The following is a 20,146-nucleotide window of genomic DNA, read 5'->3' as shown; positions in this document are numbered from 1 at the left end:
GCCGCGCCGCGCGGCCTTGTCCTCCGCCTCCATCGAGAACGCAATGAACCACGTACCGCACATCCTTGTCGTCGACGATGACAGCGACATCCGCCAGATGCTGGCCGACTACCTGCAGCGCAACGGGCTGCGCGTCAGCCAGGCCGACGGCGGCCGCGCGATGCGCGCGCTGATGGACACCCATGCGGTGGATCTGGTGGTGCTGGACGTAATGATGCCCGGCGAGGATGGCCTGAGCCTGTGCCGCAACCTGCGGGCCGGCAAGCACCGCGCCGTGCCGGTGGTGCTGCTGACCGCCCGCGATGACGAGACCGACCGCATCATCGGCCTGGAAATGGGCGCCGATGATTACGTCACCAAGCCGTTCTCCTCGCGCGAACTGCTGGCGCGCATCAACGCGGTGATCCGCCGCACGCAGATGTTGCCGCCGAACCTGCAGGTGAGCGAAGCCGGCCGCCAGCTGGCCTTTGGTGACTGGCGCCTGGATACCACCGCGCGCCACCTGCTGGATGCGCAGAACACCGCCTATCCGCTCAGCGGCGCCGAGTTCCGCCTGCTGCGCGTGTTTCTTGACCACGCCAACCGCGTGCTCAGCCGCGACCAGCTGCTCAGCCTCACCCAGGGCCGTGATGCCGAACTGTTCGACCGCTCGATCGACCTGCTGGTCAGCCGCGTGCGCCAGCGCCTGGGCGACGACGCGCGAGAGCCGACCTACATCAAGACCGTGCGCAGCGAAGGCTATGTGTTCAGCGTGCCGGTGCAGCTGCTGGGGCCGGAGGAATGAACGCCGCCGCGCGCTGCCTGCCGTGGCCGCGCACGTTGTCGGCGCGCCTGCTGCTGTTGCTGCTGGGCGGGCTGACCCTGGCCCATGCGCTGTCGTTCGGCCTGTTGTTCTTCGAGCGCTACCAGGCCACGCGCAGCATGATGCTGCGCAACCTGGACGAGGATGTGGCGGTGAGCGTGGCCCTGCTGGAACACCTGCCGGCCGACCAGCGCCAGGCCTGGGTGCCGCGCCTGGAGCGGCGCACCTATCGCTACCTGCTGCGCCCGGCCGCCGCCGGATCGGCACTGGAAACCGAGCGTGCACGTGAGGTCACCGGCCTTATCGATGACAGCCTGGAACATCGCTATCCGCTGCTGGCGCGCCAGGTCGCGCGCCTGCCCGAACGTTTCGAGGTGGAACTGCGCCTGCACGATGGCACGCCGCTGACCATCGAGGTCACGCCATCGGGCCTGCCGCTGGCGCGCTGGTTGCCGGCCGTGCTGCTGGTACAGCTGGCCCTGCTGCTGTTGTGTGCGTGGCTGGCGGTGCGGCTGGCACTGCGCCCGCTGCAGCAGCTGTCGCACGCCGTCGAGCACCTGCAGCCCGGCAAGGACGCACCGGCGCTGGCCGAGGATGGCCCGGCCGAAGTGGGCACCGCCGCCGCCGCACTCAATGCACTGCAGGCGCGTATACGCGGGCACGTCAGCGAACGCCTGCAGATCCTGGCGGCCATTTCGCACGATCTGCAGACGCCGATCACGCGCATGAAGCTGCGCGTGGAAACGCTGCCCGAAGACGCGACCCAGCAGCGCCTGCTGGATGACCTGGACCACCTGGGCCAGCTGGTACGCGAAGGCGTGGCCTATGCACGCAGCAGCCACGTGGCCAGCGGTGCGCCGGTGGCGATGGATCTCGCCGCGTTCCTGGCCAGCGTGGTGGGCGACTACGAAGACATGGGCAGGCCGGTCTCGGGCGGTGCGCCCGCAGGCCTGACCGTGCAGACCTGGCCGCAGCCGCTGCGGAGGGTGGTCGGCAACCTGGTGGACAACGCCCTGCGCTACGCCGGCAGCGCAGAGATCGATGCCGGTCGCGATGCCGCCGGCAAGCCGTGGATCAGCGTGTCCGACCGCGGGCCTGGCATTCCCGAGGACCAGCTGCAGGCGGTGCTGGCCCCGTTCCACCGGTTGGAGGGTTCGCGCAACCGCGATACCGGCGGCACCGGGCTGGGCCTGGCCATTGCTGTGCAGCTGGCGCAGTCGCTGGGCGGTTCGCTGCAGCTGCGCAACCGTGAGGGCGGTGGCCTGCAGGCGGTGCTGCAGCTGCCGGGGTGATCGGTGGGGTCAGAGCCCATTCCCTGCGGGAACGGGATCCGACCCCGCGCCCGGCTGCAGATGCACCGCGCCGTCACCCCGCGCGTGACACCCTCCGCCCATGAACGAAATGACGGCGGCGCGGCAGCGCTCGATGTGGGTTGCGGGCCTGTCCACCGTGGTGGAGTGGTACGACTTCACCCTGTACCTGTATTTCGCCACCGTGCTGTCGCGGGTGTTCTTCGGTGGCGGCGAGCAGGCGATGCTGGTCACGCTGGCGGGCTTCGCCGTCTCCTACCTGATGCGCCCGCTGGGCGCGCTGTGCTTCGGCCACCTCGGTGATCGCCTCGGCCGGCGCTGGATGCTGCTGGCCTCGATGGCGTTGATGGCGGCGGCGATGCTTGTCACCGCACTGCTGCCGACCGCAGCGACCGCGGGCACCACGGCCGGCGCGCTGCTGCTGGTCCTGCGCTGTGTGATGGCTTTTTCGGTAGGCGGCGAATACACCGGCGTGGTCGCCTACCTGCTGGAAAGCGCACCGGCCCGCCGTCGCGGCCTGGTCACGTCGCTGGCCTCGGCGGCCAGTGAAGTGGGCGCGATGCTGGCGGTGGCGATCTCCGCGGTGACCGTGGCAGTGCTCACGCCTGCGCAACTGGATGGTTGGGGTTGGCGTATTCCGTTCTTCGTCGGTGCCGCGCTGGCGCTGGCGATCCTCATCGCGCGCTCGGGCATGCATGAATCGCCCGAGTTCGAGCGCCAGCGTCGCGAGGGCAGCATTCCGGCGACGCCGCTGCGCCACGTACTGCGCAACCACCCCGGCGCGGTGGCGCGCACCTTCGCGATCTCCGCACTCGGTTCGATCACTTACTACGTCGGCATCACCTATGTGCCGGCGTTCCTCCATGCGCAGGGGCACGATGAAGGCGATGCGCTGTGGCTGTCGACGGTGGCGGCAGTGGCGGTCATCGCCATTACGCCGCTGTGCGGGCTGCTGTCCGATCGCTTCGGGCGGCGACCGCTGCTGCTGGGGCTGACCGTGCTGGCGGCATTGCTGCCGTTGTCGATGTTCGGCTGGATGGCCGAGGCCGCGCCGCTGGGCATAGCGCTGGCGACGGTGGTGCTGGCCTGCGTGGCCGGCGGCATCAGCGCAGTGGCGGCACCGGCCACGGCCGAGCAGTTCCCGGGCGAGGGCCGGGTGAGCGGACTGGCACTGGGGGTGACCATGGCCACGGCGGTGTTCGGCGGTGCGACACCGTGGCTGGCGCAGTGGTGGGTGGAACGCAGCGGCTGGGCGGCGGCGCCGGGCGCGATGATCGCGCTGGTGGCGGTGCTGGTGCTGCCGGTGCTGTGGACCCTGCCCGAGACCGTCCCGGGCAGGGCCGAACGCTAGGCGATCAGACCTTCAGGGTCTGCTCGATGTCGGCCAGCACGGCCGGTGCATCCACGCCGATGGCGATCGACTGCAGCACGTGGCCATCCCACACGCTGGGGCCGAAGGCCAGACCTTCCGGCTTGGGGATGGTCATGCCGCGGGCAACGCCATCGGTGGCCACGCGCACGCTGGCGCGCTCGAACTGGAACAGCTCCGGGCGGGTCAGGGCGATGCAGGCGCAGCAGTCATGCACGACCATGCCCTTGTGCCCGGCCTGCAGGTAGAAGTCCACGTAGTCCTGCGAGAGCGCGCGCACCAGGTCGGCGTCGGCACCGCCAATGGCAGCCAGCTTGTCCAGGCCGTTACGGTCCATTTCCACGCGGGTGGTGACGTCCAGGCCGATGGCGGTGACCGGCCACTGCGCGGTGAACACGATGTCCGCGGCTTCGGCGTCGCCCCAGATGTTGGCCTCGGCGGCCGGGGTGATGTTGCCGTTGACGTGGAAAGCGCCGCCCATCAGGACCACGCCGCGCACCAGGCCGGCGATGTCCGGGGCCTGCTGCAGGGCCAGGGCCAGGTTGGTCATGCGGCCGACCGCGACCAAGGTGACCTCGCCCGGGTGGGCGCGGACCAGGTCGATGATCAGCTGGTGGGCCGGGCGTGCATCGGCGGCCACGTCCAGCGCGGCCGGCACCGGGTGGTTGCCCAGGCCGTTGTGGCCGTGGATGTGCACCGGCCAGGCTTCCGGGGTGGCTTCGGGCTGCAGTGGGCCTGCGGCGCCGCGCGCGACCGGGGCGGCAAAGCCCCAGGCCTGCTTCAGGTACAGCGCGTTGTGGGTGGTCGAATCCACCGACGCGTTGCCGAAGGTGGTGGTGACGCCCACCAGGTCGATCTGCGGGTGCTTGTGCAGGTACAGCAGGGCCAGGGCGTCGTCGACGCCCGGGTCGGTATCGAAAATGACTTTCAGCATGTTGTTGTTCTTCTTCTTCCGTGTGGTGCAAGGGGGCCGGCGGGCCCCAGGGGGGCCGGGCCGGCGCGCCCTACATTGTCCCATCTTCATGACAGGCAGGGCGAACCGGGGACACGGCGGGGGCATAATGCCGCCACCCCCCTGCGCAAGGAGCTGCGCCATGCTGGTTGTCACCCTGGTCCTGATTGCCCTGGTGCTGGGCCTGAACCTGGTCGCCACATACGTGGTGGTGCGGCGCGACGACGTGTCGGTGGGCAGGCGGACGGTGCAGCTGCTGCTGGTCTGGCTGCTGCCGCTGGTCGGCGCGATCCTGTGCATGGCCGCGGCCACGGCCGACGGGTCCAGCAGCCGGGCCGATGGCAGTGGCGGTGGCAGCTACGATTCCTCGGGCAGCTATTCCAGTGACAGCCACAGCAGCCACAGCCATGGCGGATCGGACTGCAGCAGTGACAGCGGTGGCGGCGATGGTGGCAGCTGCGGCGATTGAGGCGCAGGTGTTTTGTAGAGTCGAGCCATGCTCGACTGCCTTTGAAAAGCAGTCGAGCATGGCTCGACTCTACAGAACAGCGGTCAGCCGTCGTCAGCCGCCGCCTTCGGTCGGCAATGGCGCGGGCACGTTCAGCAGGCCGCCCGCGGCCACATAGGCGGCCAGCGCCTGACCCTGGCTGAGCAGGTGGCGTTCCATGGTGTTGCCTGCCGCCTGCGCGTCGCGGCGGCGGAAGCAGTCCATCAGTTCGCGGTGCTCGGCCAGCGACTGTGCGGTTCGCCCCGGGGTCAGCAACTGGCGGCCGCGGTGCATCTTCAGGATGCGGTGCAGATCGTGGGTGATGCGGATCAGCCACGGGTTGCCGGCATAGTGCTGCACGGTTTCGTGGATCAGGTAGTTGTTGCGGTAGTACTCGGCGATGTTGCCGTCGGCTGCGGCCGCTTCCATCGCTGCGTGCAGCTCTTCCAGGTGTTGCACGCCGGCATCGTCGATGTGCTTGACCGCTTCATGTGCGCAGCGGCCTTCCAGCATCGCCATCACCGGGAACAGCTGGTTCAGGTCTTCCAGGGTGAGCCGGGTGACCCGTGCGCCACGGCCGGCATCGATCTGCACCAGGCCTTCGGCGGCCAGCAGCTTCAACGCCTCGCGCAGCGGCGTGCGGCTGATGCCGAGCTCTTCGCACAGAGCCGGTTCGTCTATCCACTCGCCCGGCGGCAGCCGGTAATCGTAGATGCGCTCGCGCACATGCTCGGCCACCTCTTCGTACAGAGGCGCGCGCTTCTTCGGTGACCGCGGGGCAGGGGCAATAGCCATGGAGGAAGTGTACCGCCAGGTAGTGCCGGCCGCTGGCCGGCAACCCATGATCGCTGGATGGCTTCATGAGATTGCCGGCCTGCGGCCGGCACTACCGTTGGGTGGTTACATCCAGCCCGGCACCACGAATACCAGCCAGGCCAGCAGCGGGCCAAACACCACCACCAGGCCGCTGTAGACCAGGAAGCGGCGGAACAGGGTTTCGCGTTCTTCCTTCGCGGCCGAGGCCACCACCAGTGCGCCGTTGGTCGAGAACGGGCTGACATCGACGATGGTGGACGACACTGCCAGCGCGCAGATCACGCCGGCCGCACCCAGATGGCCCTGCATCAGGAACGGCACCGCCAGCGGAATGGTCGCGCCCAGCACCGCGGCCGACGAAGCGAAGGCCGACACGATGCCGCCCACGTAGCAGACCAGCAGCGCACCCAGCAGCGGAATGCCGATGCTGGAAACGCCGTGGCCGATGAAGTCGACCGCGCCGGCATGTTCCAGCACGCCGATGTAGGTCACCACGCCGCAGATCAGCAGGACGGTGGACCAGCTGATGCCATCGACCGCACCCTTCTGGCTCTGCGGCGACAGCAGCGCCAGCGCCACCGCCACGGTGATCGAGACCAGGCCCACGTTGAGGTTGTAGATCAGCGCGGCCACGCCCAGGCCCAGCAGGCCGATCAGGGTGAACAGGCGCTCGCGGGTGAAGCCCACCGCTTCCAGCGCCGCCGGGTCGTTGGACAGGGTGCCGCCGCCAGCGGCGACCAGCGCGCCATGGCCTTCGATCGCGAACTGCCGCGACGACGCCTGCGGGCCGCCGGCCATCGCCAGATCCGCAGTGCCGACGCCGCCGGCCGCACTGATCGAGCCACGGCGCAGCAGGGCGATGCCACCGAAGGCGAAGAAGCAGATGATCGCCATCATGAAGTTGAAGCCGAGGCTGGTCAGGAACACCGCCATCTCGGTCACTTCCAGGCCGGCCTTCTGCACCACGCCATTGGTGATGCTGCCGTACACGCTGATCGGCGAGAAACCACCGGCCTGCGCACCGTGGATCACCAGCAGGCCCATCATCAACGGGTTGATGTTGTACTGCTTGGCAAAACGCAGTGCGACCGGGCCGATGATGGCCACCGCGGCCGGGCCCAGCGCACCAAAGGCGGTCAGCACGGCGGTGATGACGAACATCACCCACGGAATGGCCACGATGTGGCCGCGTACCGCTTTCACCGCCCAGTGCACCAGCAGGTCGATGGTGCCGTTCTTCTGCGCGATGGCGAACAGGTAGGTGATGCCGACCAGGGTCAGGAACAGGTCACCCGGGAAGCCGGCCAGCACTTCCTTGCCACCCATGTCGACGAAAATGCCGCCGATGATGAAGGCAAGGGCGAAGGCCACCGCACCCATGTTGATGGGCATGGCGGTGGCGACGATGAACATGATCACCAGGCCGATGATCGTTGCGATTTGTGGACTCATGCGCCCTCCCAGACACGTGACTCGGGTACAGCTCGGATGGAGACCCGCCATCCCGGGGTAAGGCGTCGTACAACGTGATGCGTGATACGTACTGCTCGAACCCGTTACTGCAGCCGGTCCAGCGCGCTGCGGACCCAGGCCGCCGCGCCGTCCAGCCTCTGGAACTCTTCCACCGCGCGCACTTCGCAGCACGGGTAGGACGGCGCGACCATGCGCGCCAGTGCATTGCCCGGGCCCAGCTGCAGGAACACCCGCGCGCCGCGCTCGAAGGCCTGGCGCATCACCTGCGCCCATTCAATGGTCTGTTCCAGCTGCGTCGACAGCGTGTGCACCGCAGCTGCGCGGTCACGCACCGGGCGCGCATCGATGCCGGCCAGCAGCGGCACGCGCGGGGCCTGCAGCACCGAGGCATCGAGTGCGGCGGCGAACGGTGCGACAGCTGCGTGCAGCAGCGGCGTATGCGCGGGGACATGCACCGGCAGCGGACGGATCTCCGCTCCCTGTGCGCGCGCTGCTTCGGCCAGAGCCTGCAGTGCGGTGTGCGTGCCGCCCACGATGAAATGGTCCTGCCCGTTGGCGATGGCCACATGCACGCCGTGCGCATCACACAGTGGCTGCAGCGTGTGCCGTTCAAATCCCAGTACCGCCTGCATGCCCGCATCGGCAGGGGTGGCAGCATCCATCAGCCGCGCGCGCTGCGCGGCCAGAACCAGGCAAGTGCTCGCATCGAGGCCGCCGGCAACCGCATGCGCGGCCAGTTCACCGATGCTGTAGCCGGCCACCACCACCGGCACAGGCACCTGTTCACGCAGGCCTTGCCAGTGCGCGAGGCTGGCCGCGCACAGCAGTGGTTGCGCCAGTGCATTGTCGAAACGTGCGTCATCGGCGGCGGCCACGAGAACATCGCGTCCCAGTACCGCGCTGGCGGCCTCCAGGACATCGCCTGCGGCGGGCAGTGCACGCACGCGGTCGAACATGGCCGCATGCTGCGCACCTTGCCCAGGGCAGAGCAGGGCAAGGCTCATGCGGCCTCCTGCTGCAGCAGGAACCAGCTGCAGGCCAGCAGATCGGCACTGCCGCCGGGGCTGAGGCGGCGGGCGACGAATCTCTCGCCGATCCTGTGCAGACGTGCGTCCCAGCCGGGTGCGAAGCTGCCGCCGGCATCCAGGAAGGCCTGCGCCTGCTGTTGTGCCCAGCGCAGGCCGTCGGCGCCGCCGCGATGCAGCAGGTTGAGATCGTCCACCTGTGCGACCAGGCGCATCAGTGTCTGGCAGAGCGCGGCGTCGCGCGACATGCCACTGGCCAGCGCATGGCGCAGGCTCGGCAGGGCCAGTTCGCGCAGCAGCGGGTAGCCCGCGACCGCCTGCTCGCGTACCCCGGGCACACCGTGGCGCGCGCGGGCCCGCTGGCCCGGACTGCCGGCATCCAGCGGCGCGCCGGCGAAGTCTGCCGCCCAGTGCTGCACGGCCAGGCAGACCTGCGCGCCGGACACGGCCTGTCCCTGCAGGTGCCGGCAGCGCGCCGCGGCCGCGACCAGCAAGCCCAGGCTGAAGATCGCACCGCGATGGGTGTTGATGCCGCCGGTGGCGCGCAGCATGGCCGCTTCGGCGGCGATGCCGTGCGCGCGCAGGGTGCTGAACGGCGCATCGGCCGCACCGGCGCGTGCCACATCGGTGAAGTAGTGGCGCAGTGCGAACAGGCTGCGCAGGAAAGTGCCTGCATCCATGTCGTCATGGCTGCCGGTGGTGAACGGTGTCACCAGGCCCGGCTTGGGCGCACAGGCCAGTTCGGCATGCAGGCTGGCGATGGCCAGGCGCCCCAGCCGCGCGCTGTCCACGCCGGACGGGCAGGACGGCAGGCGTTGGGCGAGGGCGCTCATGCGGCCACTCCGGTGGCAACGAACAGCCGGTCGCGGGCTTCCAGCGCGGCGCCGTCCAGGCGCTTCACCAGGACCTCGCGGCTGCGCCCGGCGTACTCGCGCCAGTTCACCCCGCCGCCATCGGCCAGGCACAGTTCGCCATCGACGCGCTGTCCGTGCGTGCTTTCCCAGTGCCGCAGCCGCTCGACCAGCAGGTCGGCCTGGCGCGCATCATCTACCTGCCATAGCAGGTCGACATCCGAACGGGGGTGCACATACGGCAGACCGGTCAGGTGCTGCCAGGCGAAGGCGCCGAACACGCGGGCCGGTGCAAGCCGCAGCATGGCCTGCAGCGGTGCCTGCCAATCAGTCGCAACACCGCCGGCGAGGACCTCATCCAGTGCAGGTGGCGCCTGCAACCGCAGAACGTCCTGCGGGGGCACGCGCAGTGCCAGCCGCTGCTTGCCCTCACCGGGCGGCAGCGGCACGCCCAGGCGCAGGCGCGGGTCGGGGTCATCCACCGCACGCCGCGCCACCATGGCAGGCAGCCCCTGCGCGAACCACGCCGCCAGGCGCGGCTCCTGGGTAGCCACGTCAGCCCGCCAGCCGGCATCGGCCGACAGCCAGGCCAGCGTGTGGCGGGCGGGCCGGTCAGGCATCGCCGTGGGCCACCGTAGTGCAGACATCGGCCGCCAGGGCACGGCCACCACGCTCGGCGCCGCGTGCGGCCCGCAGGTCGCCTGGGCTGGGCGTGCGCAGGGCCTGCAGCAGGTCGTGGGCGAGGTTTCCCTGCCACAGCGATTCGACCGCGCCCATCGCCACGTAGTTGGCCACGCCCGGGGCGAACACCGGCGAGGTCTGGCTCAGCGCCTGCAGTTTTTCCAGCGGTTGCTTGGTCACCCGCGCCATCGCGCGCAGGTCCATCACCCGCACCTGTGCATCGGGCAGGGCATGGATGTGGTCGGCCATCAGGCCAAAGGACAGGAAGCCGCCGCTGACTGATTCGCCGTACACCAGCGTCACCAGGCGTGCGCCACGGCGGCGGGCCAGATCGAGGGTCTGCGCCAGGTGCGCAAAGTAGCCATTGATGCCCAGCAGTTCATCGCGACGGGCCAGGCGCTGGCCGGCGGTGTCGGCCAGCATCACGATCGGCCGCTGCGGGTGGGTGGCGGTGCTGGCCAGCACGGTGTCGGCCAGCGCCAGCGCGTGGTCGACGCCGACCTCGATGCGGTCGGTGGTGCCGATCACCGTCACTTCGCCATCTTCGGTGGTGGCCGTGCCGGTCAGCACCGAATCGTGGATGTCGATGCGGTGGCCGCGCGGGAACAGGGCATCGAGCAGGGACTGCAGCGAGGCGCTCATGGCAGGCTCCGATCGGCGGTGGCGGCAAGGAAGGCATCGGTGTCCAGCAGCGGCAGGCGCTCGGGCTCGGCGATGCCCTGGCGGGTCCAGATCTCCAGGCCATCGCGGCAGTCGCCCCAGGCCTGCACGCGTGCCTTCAATGCTGAATGGCGCTCCTGCAGCGCGGTCAGCGCTGCATCGGTGTCGGTGCTTGTGGTGTCCGGCTGCAGCGCTTCATGTGCGGCCAGCGCGAACGCTTCGATGGCATCGGGTACCAGCACCTGGGCCTGGTCGATCAGGTAGCGGTGCTTGCCGCCGGTCACGCGCCAGACCAAGGCACGGTCGCGCGAATCGAATTCTTCCACTCCACGCACGGTCTCGATAACTTCCGGGCCGGACAGTGACAGCCGGCCTTCCTCGGACATGATCACCGTGGTGCAGCAGCGGGCGACGATGCCCATGCCGCCGAACGCGCCGTTGCCACTGCCGATCAGGGCGACCACCGGTACGCCGGCCGCGCGCGCGCCCAGGGTGGCGCGCATGATCTCGGAAATCGCGATCAGGCCGGCATTGGCTTCGTGCAGGCGCACGCCGCCGGTGTCCAGCAGCAGCAGTACGCCATCGGGGCGTGTCTGCGCGGCGCGGCGCAGCAGGCCGGTCAGCTTGGCGCCATGCACCTCACCCACACCGCCGCCCATGAATTCACCCTGCTGCGCGGCCAGCAGCACGCGCTTGCCGCGCAGCAGGGCTTCGCCCACCACGATGCCATCGTCGAATGCGGCCGGCTGGTCCAGCTGGGCCAGGTGCGGGCTCATCATCCGCCGCGCGGGGCCAAGGAACTCGCGGAACGAACCGGCATCGACCAGACCGGCGATGCGTTCGCGTGCATCGGCTTCGTAATAGCTGTGGCGTTGCACGTGGGTCATGGCGTGCCTCCGGCCAGCAGGGTTTCCACGGCCTGGTCCAGGCGCAGGCTGACCACGGCCGGGGTCGCTCCCGCATCATTGATCGAGACGCGCACATCGCGCAGCGGATGGCGCTGGGCGAAATCGGCGATCACCGCCTGCCAGATGGTGCCGAAGCCCTGCGCGGCGGTGATGATGCGCACCGTCATCGCACCGTCCAGCGCGGCGGGCTCCAGCAGGATTTCCAGGTTGCCCGAGGCGAGTACGCCCACCAGCACCGCATCGCGCGGGAACTGCACGGGGGTGCGGCCGTCGAATCGATAGTCGAGGGTTTCCATGCTCAGTCCCTTACCAGTTGCGGAAGCGCTTGGGCGGGTCGTACAGGCCGCCGGACCAGCGCACCAGGTCCTTCACCGAACGCGCGGCCAGCAGGTCACGGCTGGCGTCGCGCGGCGAGATGCCGAGGTCTTCAGGGCGCCGGATCACGCCGCGGTCGCGCAGGTTTTCCACCATCGCGCGGTCGCGGCCCAGGCCGACGGCGGTATAGCCGGAGACGCCGCGGATCGCCTGTTCGCGTTCCTCCGGCGTGCGGCACAGCAGCAGGTTGGCGATGCCTTCCTCGGTCAGCACATGGCTGACGTCGTCGCCGTAGATCATCACCGGCGGCAGTGGCATGTCCGCGCGCTCGGCCAGTTCCCAGGCATCCAGTCGTTCAACGAAGGCCGGTGCCATGTGCTCGCGGAAGGTTTCCACCATCTGCACCACCAGCTTGCGCCCGCGCGGCATTTCGCCCGGCCGTGCGGCCTGCTGGCCGGCCTTGATCCAGGCATCGCTGGCGTGGCGGCGGCCGCGTGCATCCGAGCCCATGTTCGGTGCACCGCCGAAGCCGGCGATGCGGTCGCGGGTGGCGGTGGAACTGTTGCCCTGCAGGTCGATCTGCAGGGTGGAGCCGATGAACATGTCGCAGGCATACAGGCCGGCGGTCTGCGAGAACGCGCGGTTGGAGCGCATCGAGCCGTCGGCGCCGGTGAAGAACACATCGCCACGGGCGGCGATGTACTTCTCCATGCCCAGTTCCGAACCGAACGAGTGCACCGATTTGACGAAGCCCGATTCGATCGCCGGAATCAGCGCGGGGTGCGGATTCAGCGCCCAGTGCTGGCAGATCTTTCCCTTCAGCCCCAGCGATTCTGCATAGGTGGGCAGCAGCAGTTCGATGGCTGCAGTGTCAAAGCCGATGCCGTGGTTCAGGCGGTTCACGCCGTACTCGGCATAGATGCCCTTGATGGCCATCATCGCCATCAGCACCTGGATCTCGGAAATCTGCGCCGGATCACGGGTGAACAGCGGTTCGATGTGGTTCGGGCGCGGTGCCTGCACCACGAAGTTGACCCAGTCAGCGGGGATATCGACGCGGGGGAGGGTGTCGACGATTTCGTTGACCTGGGCGATGACGATGCCGCCACCGAAGGCGGTGGCCTCGACGATCACCGGCGTGTCTTCGGTGTTCGGGCCGGTGTAAAGGTTGCCGTGGCGGTCGGCGGCCTGCGCGGCGACCAGCGCCACGCGCGGGGTCAGGTCGATGAAGTAGCGGCCGAACAGTTCCAGGTAGGTGTGGATGGCACCGATCTGGATGCGCCCTTCGGCCACCAGGTTGGCCAGCCGCACCGACTGCGGGCCGGAGAACGAGAAGTCCAGCTTGGACGCGATGCCGCGCTCGAACACATCCAGATGCGAGGGCAGGGACAGCACCGACTGCACCATGTGCAGGTCGTGCACCCGTGCCGGGTCCAGATCGGCCAGCGCCTGGGCCAGGAAGTCGGCCTGCTTCTGGTTGTTGCCCTCCAGGCAGACCTTGTCGCCCGGCTCCAGCAGCGCGTGCAGCAGCTCGCCCACATCGGCGGCGGCGACTTCGCGGCCCCGGGCCCAAGGCGCTGCCCGTTCCAGGCGGGCCTGGCGGCTGCGTTCCAACGTGTCCCAGCTCGGGTTCATCGACCGGCTTCCGATTGGCGTTGGAATAATTACGGCATAATTACGGTGGCGTATGCAACCCGCAGCGCAGCAAAAAAAAGGGCCCGCACGCAGGCGGGCCCATTCAGGTCGTGTGCCGACCAACGGTCGGCACCCACAGTAGATCCACGCCATGCGTGGATGGAGCCCCGGGAGGGGGCCAGCGCCCTTTCCTGCGGAAAGGGCTCCGACCCCGGGCATCCGGCGGCCTTAGAACTTCCAGCGCAGGCTGGCCGCCACAAAGCGCGGATCGCCGTAGTTGTTGTAGTCCAGGTTCGCCCAGTAGGTCTTGTCCAGCGCGTTGCGCACGCTCAGCGTGGCCGTCCAGTTGTCGCTGATGCGGTAGTTGGCGTTGAACTGCACCAGCGCGTACGCCGGCTGGTTCACCGTCACAGTGCCGCCCAGCGGGTAGACGATGTTGTAGCCCTGCACCTTGCTCTGCCACTGCACGCCGGCACCCACGCTCAGGCGCTCCAGCACGCCGGGCAGGCGCACCTGGGTGTTCAGCTGCAGCAGGTCCTCGGCCGGGTTGGCATACAGCAGGTCGGTCGCGGCACGGGTCACCTTGACGTGGGTGTAGCCGGCATTGACCGTCCAGCCCGGCAGGATCTCGCCGTTGATGTCCATTTCCCAGCCGCGTGCCTTGGTGCCGTTCACGCCGATGTAGGCCGAGCTGCCATCGCTGAGTGAGCCGTCCGGCACGCTCATGTCACGCACCGCGTAGTTGTCCTGCTTGGCTTCGAACACCGCCGCATTGGCGGTCAGGCGGCCATCCAGCCACTGCGTCTTGATGCCCGCTTCCAGGTTCGAACCCTGCACCGGTGCCAGCAGGTTCTCGTTCCTGTCCTTGAAGTTCTGCGGGTTGAAGATCTCGGTGTAGCTGGCATACACCGACACAGCCGGGGTGATGTCGTAGACCAGGCCCACATACGGGGTCACTTCATCGCTGACCTTGTAGGCGCCGCTGGTGCCGGTATACGTGCCGGCCGCGTTGTAGGCGCGGGTGCGGGTTTCCCAGCGGCTCAGGCGTGCGCCGGCAATCAGCGCCAGCGGATCGGCCAGGCGCAGGCGGGTGGCCAGGTACACGCCGCTCTGCGTGGTCTTGGCCAAACGGCGCGCACCGGTACGGGTGTAGGTCACCTCGGAAATGTCGCCGTTCCAGTTGTAGACGTTCGGGATGTAGTAGCAGCGGTCGTTGCCACAGCGCGCCCAGTCGCTGGGGAAGTTGAGGGTGGTGGTGTGGGTGGTGGCTTCCAGGTCCGACCACTGCGTGCCCAGGGTCACATCGTGTTCCTGGCCCCACAGGCTGAAGGTGCCGGTCAGGTAGGCATCGACGTTGCGGCGGGTGTCTTCCGCATCGCCGGCGGCGGCGCGCAGGAAGATGCCCGAGCCGTCCACCGGGTTCGGGTTGCCGGTGCCGTACAGGCGCACGTTCTGCACGTTGCCGCGGGTGTAGGACGTGTTGACCTTCAGCAGCCAGTCGTCACCGAAGCGCTGTTCCAGGTTGGCGAACACGGTGCTGGTTTCGCGCTGCCAGTAGCTCCACTTCGGCGACAGGTTGGTCGAGCGCGGCAGGTGGGCGAAGTTGCCCTGGCTGTCGAAGAACGGCACGGTGCCCCAGGTCGAACCCACGGGGTTGTTGTCCTGGGTCTGGTAGCCGACGGTGACCGTGGTGCTGTCGGTCACGTCGCCTTCCAGCACGGCCATGCCGGCCATCTTGTTTTCCTTGTAGCGGTCGTAATAGAAATCACGATCGGTATAGGCGGCCACCACTCGGCTGCGGAAGCGGCCGTCGGCGGTGAGCGGCGCGGTCACGTCCGCTTCCATGCGCCGGTAATCCCAGCTGCCGGCGCTGACCGAGAACGCGGCGTCGAATTCCTTGCCGGGGCGCTTGCGCAGCAGGTTCACCGTGGCCGACGGCACGCCGGCACCGCTGAGCAGGCCGTTGGCGCCGCGGATCACTTCCACGCGATCGTAGAAGGCGGTGTCGTATTCCTGGTTGGTCGAACCGCTGTAGGTGGGGATGCCGTCCACCTGGAAATCGGTGATGGCAAAGCCGCGCGCGTAGTACAGCGGGCGCTGCGTGTCGTAGAAGGACACGCTGACGCCGGTGACGTTGCGCATCACGTCGTTGATGCTGAACAGCGATTCGTCCTGCATGCGCTGCAGGCTGATGACCGTGGAGGACTGCGGCGTTTCCTGCAGGGTGATCGGCAGGCGGGTGGTGCTGGACGGCGGCGCGGACTGCTCGGCGCGCACGCTCACCCGATCCAGGGTCTTGGCGTCGGAGGCATCGGCGCCGGTGTCGGCGGCCGATGCGGCGGGCGCCGCCGCGGCCAGGCAGGACAGCAGGGCGGCCGGCAGCAGCGCACGGCGGGGCAGGGACAAGCGGGTAGGCAGGGACATGGAGGGCTCGGGGGACGTTGAGAGGGGGAGGGCAGCAGCCATCGACCAGCACCCGGCGGCGGCAGCGGGTGGGTTCAGATCCATCTGGGAGGCGTGCGTGCGTCGTGCGGGACGCAAATGTAAATCGTTCTTAACAACATTACAATTCGTGACACGGGGCGATGGTGTTTGCGTATCCGGAAGGGGTCAGAGCCCTGCGCCTGCGGCGCAGGGATCCGACCCCGGGGTCGGATCCCTTTGCCCCGGCCAAGGGCTCTGACCCCGGCCCCCGGAACCCACAAACGCGAACGGCCACCCGAAGGTGGCCGTCCGAGTGCAGCAGGTAAGCACGGGCTTACAGCGCCTGCAGTTCCTCGTTGGCGTTGCGCTTTTCCGGCGCGGCCGGTGCAGCGGCCGGCGCCAGTGCCGGCGTCGCGGCCCCGTTCTCCAGCGGCACCTCCAGGTAGGGCAGGTGCAGGGTCTGGCTGGTCAGCGTGCGGATCTCGTTGGTCAGCGCGGCGCTCTCGTTGAGCTTGCGGCCGTACGAGGGCACGATCTCGCGCAGACGCGTTTCCCAGCCGGCCTTCATCTGTTCCGGGAAGGCCTTGGCCATCAGGTCCAGCATGATCGGCGGCGAGGTGGACGCGCCCGGCGACGCACCCAGCAGGGCGGCCAGGGTGTGGTCCTTGTCGGTCACGATCTCGGTACCGAACTGCAGCACCGGGCCCTTCAGCGGGTCGCGCTTGATGATCTGCACGCGCTGGCCGGCGGTCACCAGCTTCCAGTCGCCAGGCTTGGCATTGGGGAAGTACTTGACCAGTTCGGCCTGGCGGTCAGCATCGTTCAGGCGTGCCTGGCCCATCAGGTACTGCACCAGGTCCAGGTTGTCCTTGCCCACTTCCAGCATCGGCGCGACGTTGTTGTGGTTGACCGACGAATACAGGTCCCACCACGAGCCGTGCTTGAGGAACTTGGTGCTGTACAGCGCGAACGGCCCGAACAGGACCACCGGCTTGCCGTCCAGCTTGCGCGCATCCAGGTGCGGCACCGACATCGGCGGCGAACCGGTCTCGGCCATGCCGTAGGCCTTCACGCCGTGGCGCGAGGTCACGTCCTGGCCCTGGAAGGCGAGGAACTGGCCACCCACCGGGAAGCCGGCGTAGTCCTTCGATTCCGGAATGCCGGACATCTGCAGCAGCTTCAGCGCGGCGCCACCGGCACCGATGAACACGAAGCGCGCGTGGGTGGTGGTCTCGGTGCCGGCCTTGAGGTCCTTCACCGTCACGTTCCAGCTCTTGTCGGCGTTCTGCCGCAGTGCACGCACTTCATGGTTCAGGTGCAGGCCGAAGTTCGGGCTGCGCTGCAGGCCCGTGGCCAGCTGGCGGGTGATGACGCCGAAGTTGACGTCCGTACCCAGCGGCATCCAGGTGGCAGCGACCTTCTGCTTCGGGTCGCGACCTTCCATCAGCAGCGGGGCCCACTGCTTGATCTGCGCCGGATCTTCCGAGTACTGCATGCCGTAGAACAGCGGGTTCTTCACCAGCGCCTGCTGGCGCTTGTGCAGGTAGGCAATGTTGTCATCGCCCCAGACGAAGCTCATGTGCGGGGTCGGGTTGATGAAGTCGCTGGGCTGGCTCAGCCGGCCTTCCTTCACCTGGTGCGACCAGAACTGGCGCGAGACCTCGAACGATTCGGCAATGCCGACCGCGCGCTTGGTCTCGATGCTGCCATCGGGCAGTTCCGGGGTGTAGTTCAGTTCGGCGAACGCCGAATGGCCGGTGCCGGCATTGTTCCAGCCGTCCGAGCTTTCGCCGGCCACGGTGTCCAGCCGCTCGTAGACCTGGATGTTCCAGTCCGGCTGCAGTTCCTGCAGGTAGGTGGCCAGGGTGATGCTCATGATGCCGGCGCCGACCAGGACGACGTCGACCGGCTTGTCGTTGCTGGCGGCGGGCACCGAGCGCTGGGTCAGCGGCCAGTACAGGAACAGCGCGGCGGCCAGCAACAGCAGCACGAGCAGGGCGAGAAGAGCCTTGCCAAATTTCTTCATGGGAATGACTTGGGCGTGGGGAAGGGGGCAGGATGCGCGCCGTGACGGCAAATGGCGTGAAGAAACAATGCCTTGCAGCAACCTGGCGCGATTTTAACCCGATCCGGTCCGATTTTGATGCAATGCAGCATCCTGCCCCGCCGGTAGCGCCGGGCCATGCCCGGCGCCTTCACACGTTCAGACCAGCTCGAGAATCTCGTCGCCGGCCTCATCCACTTCGCCGGTGGGCTGCCAGCCCAGATGGCGATAGAAGCCATGCGAGCGCGACCGCGGATCGGCCGAGCAGGCCAGGAACAGGCGGCCGTGGCCGGCATCGCGTGCCAGGGCCACCACCTCCTGCAGCAGTTGGCGGCCGATGCCACGGCCCTCGTAGTCCGGCAGCAGGGCCAGCACCAGCACCTCGCCACTGTCGCGGTCGGCGAAACCGTAGCCGACCACCGTCGCGTTGTCCTCGGCGATGCGACCGATGAAATCGCCTTCGGCGATACCCGCCGCCCAGCTTTCCGCGGTGATGCCCAGCTCGGCCAGCTGTGCCGCGCTGAAAGCGTTCTCGCGCGTGCGCCCGCGCAGGTGGATGCAGGTGGCCGCATCAGCGGGAAGGGCGGAGCGGTAGTGGATCGTCATGCATGTTCCTTGGTTAGCGCCAGGCCCTGCCTGGCGGAAGCGTTCAATCGCTGCCGATGGTGAAGTACTCCGCCGCGAAGTACCCGATCTGGTACGCCAGCGCCACGCTGGCCAGGACCACCTGTCCACGCGCGCTGCGCAGGTTCCAGCCCAGCACGCAGACCACCAGCATCAGCGCCGTGTGCAGCGGATACGCCTCGCCCAGCAGGCGCCAGCGACTCTGCCCCTTGATTGCGGTATCCACAAGGTCCAGAAGCGTCAGTGCCGCAATCACGCTGAAGATCCAGCGGCGGCGCTGCATCAGGTATGTACCGTAGTTGCCGAACTCGCGCAGGTCATCGGGGAACAGCAGCGCGCACAACAGGAACCACGTCGCGCTGTAGCCGATCACGAACAGATACGTCTCGAAGGTCCACCGATGCACCTCGATCAGGCGGAACTCCCACCACCAGAACGTGACCAGCGACACCAGCGTCCAGGCCACCCAGCACAGATGCAGCGCAGAACGCCCACGCCGCTGCGGATGCTCGATCACCTGCGCCAGTCCCTTCAGCAGGGTGGTGATGGACAGGCCCAGGATGATCCCCATCACCACGCGGATATGCAGGAACACCGGTTCGGTCTGCATCGCCCAGCTCCCAAGACGGTTGCCGCGATGCTGGCACAGAAATGGGGTCAGAGCCCATTGCGCCGCAACCGGACCCACCCCGCCAACCCACGGAATGCAGGCCTCTGCTTTTGAAGCTGCCGGCCAGCGGCCGGCACTACCGCTTCCGCCGTACCAGCGTGCTGGACGCCTCCAACACCGCCTGCGTCAGCAGCGCCATCGTCTGCACATCCCCCTTCCAGTGCTGCCAGTACAGCGGCACGTCCTCCCACGCCCGCTGCCGCACATACACCAGCCGCCCCGCATCCAGATGGCGCTTCACCAGCGGCAATGGGTTCATGGTCCAGCCCAGCCCGCCCAGATTCGCCTGCACGAACGCCCGCGTGGACGGAATCCACCAGGTCGGCGCCGTACTGGGCAGGTCATCGCCCGCCATCCGCCGGGCGAACCGCGACTGCATGTCGTCCTTGCGGTTGAACACCAGCACCGGCGCCTGGGCCAGCGCCTGCGCCGTCACTCCCTTGGCGAAGTGGCGCTCGCGGAACTCGGGCGTGCAGGTTGCCGCATAGCGGATGCTGCCCAAGGCATGGATCTGGCAGCCCTGCACCGGCTCGTCCAGGGTGGTCACCGCCCCCAGCACCGTGCCCTGGCGCAGCAGTTCCACGGTGTGGTCCTGGTCCTCCACGCGCAGGTCCAGGGTGGTGCCGGTGCGCTGCGCGAACTGCTGGGCGGCCTGCGGGAACCAGGTTTCCAGGCTGTCGTGGTTCACCGCCACCGGGATGCTGGCCTGGGGCAGATCCTCATCGGCCAGGCCCATGCGGTGCAGGGCGTCGTGTTCCAGCAGGGCGGTCTGCTCGGCCAGCTGCACCAGCAGCTGGCCCTCGGCGGTGGCGGTGGCCGGGGTGCCACGCTTGACCAGCAGCCGGCCGATCCGGTCCTCCAGCGCCTTGACCCGCTGCGAGATGGCCGAGGGGGTGACGTTGAGCGATTGCGCGGCGCGATCGAAGCTGCCTTCGCGGATCACCGCGGCCAGGGCCCGCAGCTGGGCGTGATCGATACGCATCGAATTAAGCTCCGCTAATGTTGGTTTAGTAAGTTTAGCTCGTCTTTTAAATGTTGCGGCGCGACAATGGCGCCCGTTCCGGTGCTGTCCGCCTTCGCGAGGCACCGCCCCCCAAGCA

19 protein-coding genes are annotated in these 20,146 nt (G+C 68.3%); 4 read left to right on the top strand and 15 right to left on the bottom strand.

What is annotated here, in order from left to right; translation table 11 throughout:
• Positions 1 to 43: 43 nt before the first annotated feature.
• From ACM2ZB_RS09020 to ACM2ZB_RS09010, 3 genes are all read left to right on the top strand, one after another.
• On the top strand, positions 44 to 784 hold the full coding sequence (locus ACM2ZB_RS09020) for a response regulator (RefSeq protein ID WP_416058232.1): 741 nt from the start codon (positions 44 to 46) through the stop codon (positions 782 to 784).
• Positions 781 to 2,094, top strand: a complete 1,314-nt coding sequence (locus ACM2ZB_RS09015; protein ID WP_416058231.1) for a sensor histidine kinase — start codon at positions 781 to 783, stop codon at positions 2,092 to 2,094. Before ACM2ZB_RS09020 ends, ACM2ZB_RS09015 begins: the two co-directional genes overlap by 4 nt.
• Positions 2,095 to 2,203: 109 nt before the next feature.
• Positions 2,204 to 3,463: an MFS transporter gene (locus tag ACM2ZB_RS09010; protein ID WP_416058531.1), complete on the top strand. Its 1,260-nt coding sequence runs from the start codon at positions 2,204 to 2,206 to the stop codon at positions 3,461 to 3,463.
• Positions 3,464 to 3,467: 4 nt separating this feature from the next.
• Here ACM2ZB_RS09010 and ACM2ZB_RS09005 read toward each other — a convergent pair whose 3' ends face one another.
• Positions 3,468 to 4,415 carry a nucleoside hydrolase gene (locus ACM2ZB_RS09005; RefSeq protein ID WP_416058230.1) on the bottom strand — a complete coding sequence of 316 codons (948 nt, stop codon included), beginning with the start codon at positions 4,413 to 4,415 and terminating at the stop codon, positions 3,468 to 3,470.
• Positions 4,416 to 4,575: 160 nt separating this feature from the next.
• Between ACM2ZB_RS09005 and ACM2ZB_RS09000 the strand changes: the two genes are divergently transcribed.
• Positions 4,576 to 4,902, top strand: a complete 327-nt coding sequence (locus ACM2ZB_RS09000; RefSeq protein WP_416058229.1) for a hypothetical protein — start codon at positions 4,576 to 4,578, stop codon at positions 4,900 to 4,902.
• A 93-nt stretch (positions 4,903 to 4,995) separates the two neighbouring features.
• On the opposite strand, the gene ACM2ZB_RS08995 is transcribed toward ACM2ZB_RS09000, so the two are convergent.
• The 14 genes from ACM2ZB_RS08995 to ACM2ZB_RS08930 all read right to left on the bottom strand — a co-directional run bounded on the left by ACM2ZB_RS08995 (position 4,996) and on the right by ACM2ZB_RS08930 (position 20,028).
• Positions 4,996 to 5,715, bottom strand: coding sequence for a GntR family transcriptional regulator (locus ACM2ZB_RS08995; RefSeq protein WP_416058228.1), 720 nt, complete (start codon positions 5,713 to 5,715; stop codon positions 4,996 to 4,998).
• Positions 5,716 to 5,820: 105 nt separating this feature from the next.
• A complete protein-coding gene (locus tag ACM2ZB_RS08990) occupies positions 5,821 to 7,188 on the bottom strand; it encodes an SLC13 family permease (protein ID WP_416058227.1) in 1,368 nt (455 codons plus the stop codon).
• A 104-nt stretch (positions 7,189 to 7,292) separates the two neighbouring features.
• Positions 7,293 to 8,213 carry a malonate decarboxylase subunit epsilon gene (gene mdcH / locus ACM2ZB_RS08985; RefSeq protein WP_416058226.1) on the bottom strand — a complete coding sequence of 307 codons (921 nt, stop codon included), beginning with the start codon at positions 8,211 to 8,213 and terminating at the stop codon, positions 7,293 to 7,295.
• Entirely contained in the window at positions 8,210 to 9,067 is an 858-nt protein-coding gene (mdcB, locus tag ACM2ZB_RS08980) for a triphosphoribosyl-dephospho-CoA synthase MdcB (protein ID WP_416058225.1), read from the bottom strand. Before mdcB ends, mdcH begins: the two co-directional genes overlap by 4 nt.
• A complete protein-coding gene (mdcG, locus tag ACM2ZB_RS08975) occupies positions 9,064 to 9,705 on the bottom strand; it encodes a malonate decarboxylase holo-[acyl-carrier-protein] synthase (protein WP_416058224.1) in 642 nt (213 codons plus the stop codon). Before mdcG ends, mdcB begins: the two co-directional genes overlap by 4 nt.
• Positions 9,698 to 10,408 (bottom strand): biotin-independent malonate decarboxylase subunit gamma, encoded by a 711-nt coding sequence (gene mdcE / locus ACM2ZB_RS08970; RefSeq protein ID WP_416058223.1) that lies wholly within the window; start codon positions 10,406 to 10,408, stop codon positions 9,698 to 9,700. The genes mdcG and mdcE overlap by 8 nt, the downstream gene beginning before the upstream one ends.
• Positions 10,405 to 11,313 carry a biotin-independent malonate decarboxylase subunit beta gene (locus ACM2ZB_RS08965; protein ID WP_416058222.1) on the bottom strand — a complete coding sequence of 303 codons (909 nt, stop codon included), beginning with the start codon at positions 11,311 to 11,313 and terminating at the stop codon, positions 10,405 to 10,407. The genes mdcE and ACM2ZB_RS08965 overlap by 4 nt, the downstream gene beginning before the upstream one ends.
• A complete protein-coding gene (gene mdcC, locus ACM2ZB_RS08960) occupies positions 11,310 to 11,630 on the bottom strand; it encodes a malonate decarboxylase acyl carrier protein (RefSeq protein ID WP_308155185.1) in 321 nt (106 codons plus the stop codon). Before mdcC ends, ACM2ZB_RS08965 begins: the two co-directional genes overlap by 4 nt.
• A gap of 10 nt (positions 11,631 to 11,640) precedes the next feature.
• On the bottom strand, positions 11,641 to 13,284 hold the full coding sequence (gene mdcA, locus ACM2ZB_RS08955) for a malonate decarboxylase subunit alpha (RefSeq protein WP_416058221.1): 1,644 nt from the start codon (positions 13,282 to 13,284) through the stop codon (positions 11,641 to 11,643).
• 228 nt (positions 13,285 to 13,512) lie between these two features.
• Positions 13,513 to 15,708, bottom strand: a complete 2,196-nt coding sequence (locus ACM2ZB_RS08950; RefSeq protein WP_416058220.1) for a TonB-dependent siderophore receptor — start codon at positions 15,706 to 15,708, stop codon at positions 13,513 to 13,515.
• Positions 15,709 to 16,042: 334 nt separating this feature from the next.
• Positions 16,043 to 17,734, bottom strand: a complete 1,692-nt coding sequence (mqo, locus tag ACM2ZB_RS08945; RefSeq protein ID WP_416058219.1) for a malate dehydrogenase (quinone) — start codon at positions 17,732 to 17,734, stop codon at positions 16,043 to 16,045.
• A gap of 177 nt (positions 17,735 to 17,911) precedes the next feature.
• Entirely contained in the window at positions 17,912 to 18,358 is a 447-nt protein-coding gene (locus ACM2ZB_RS08940) for a GNAT family N-acetyltransferase (RefSeq protein WP_416058218.1), read from the bottom strand.
• Positions 18,359 to 18,401: 43 nt separating this feature from the next.
• On the bottom strand, positions 18,402 to 18,986 hold the full coding sequence (locus tag ACM2ZB_RS08935) for a hypothetical protein (RefSeq protein ID WP_313435334.1): 585 nt from the start codon (positions 18,984 to 18,986) through the stop codon (positions 18,402 to 18,404).
• Positions 18,987 to 19,122: 136 nt separating this feature from the next.
• Positions 19,123 to 20,028, bottom strand: a complete 906-nt coding sequence (locus ACM2ZB_RS08930; protein ID WP_312736067.1) for a LysR family transcriptional regulator ArgP — start codon at positions 20,026 to 20,028, stop codon at positions 19,123 to 19,125.
• Between the last annotated feature and the right edge of the window lie 118 nt (positions 20,029 to 20,146).

Source organism: Stenotrophomonas maltophilia, from assembly GCF_047782825.1.
In the GTDB taxonomy this organism is placed as follows: domain Bacteria; phylum Pseudomonadota; class Gammaproteobacteria; order Xanthomonadales; family Xanthomonadaceae; genus Stenotrophomonas.
The sequence above is the reverse complement of the archived record's forward strand: the minus strand, read 5'-3'. Positions and strand labels throughout refer to the sequence as shown.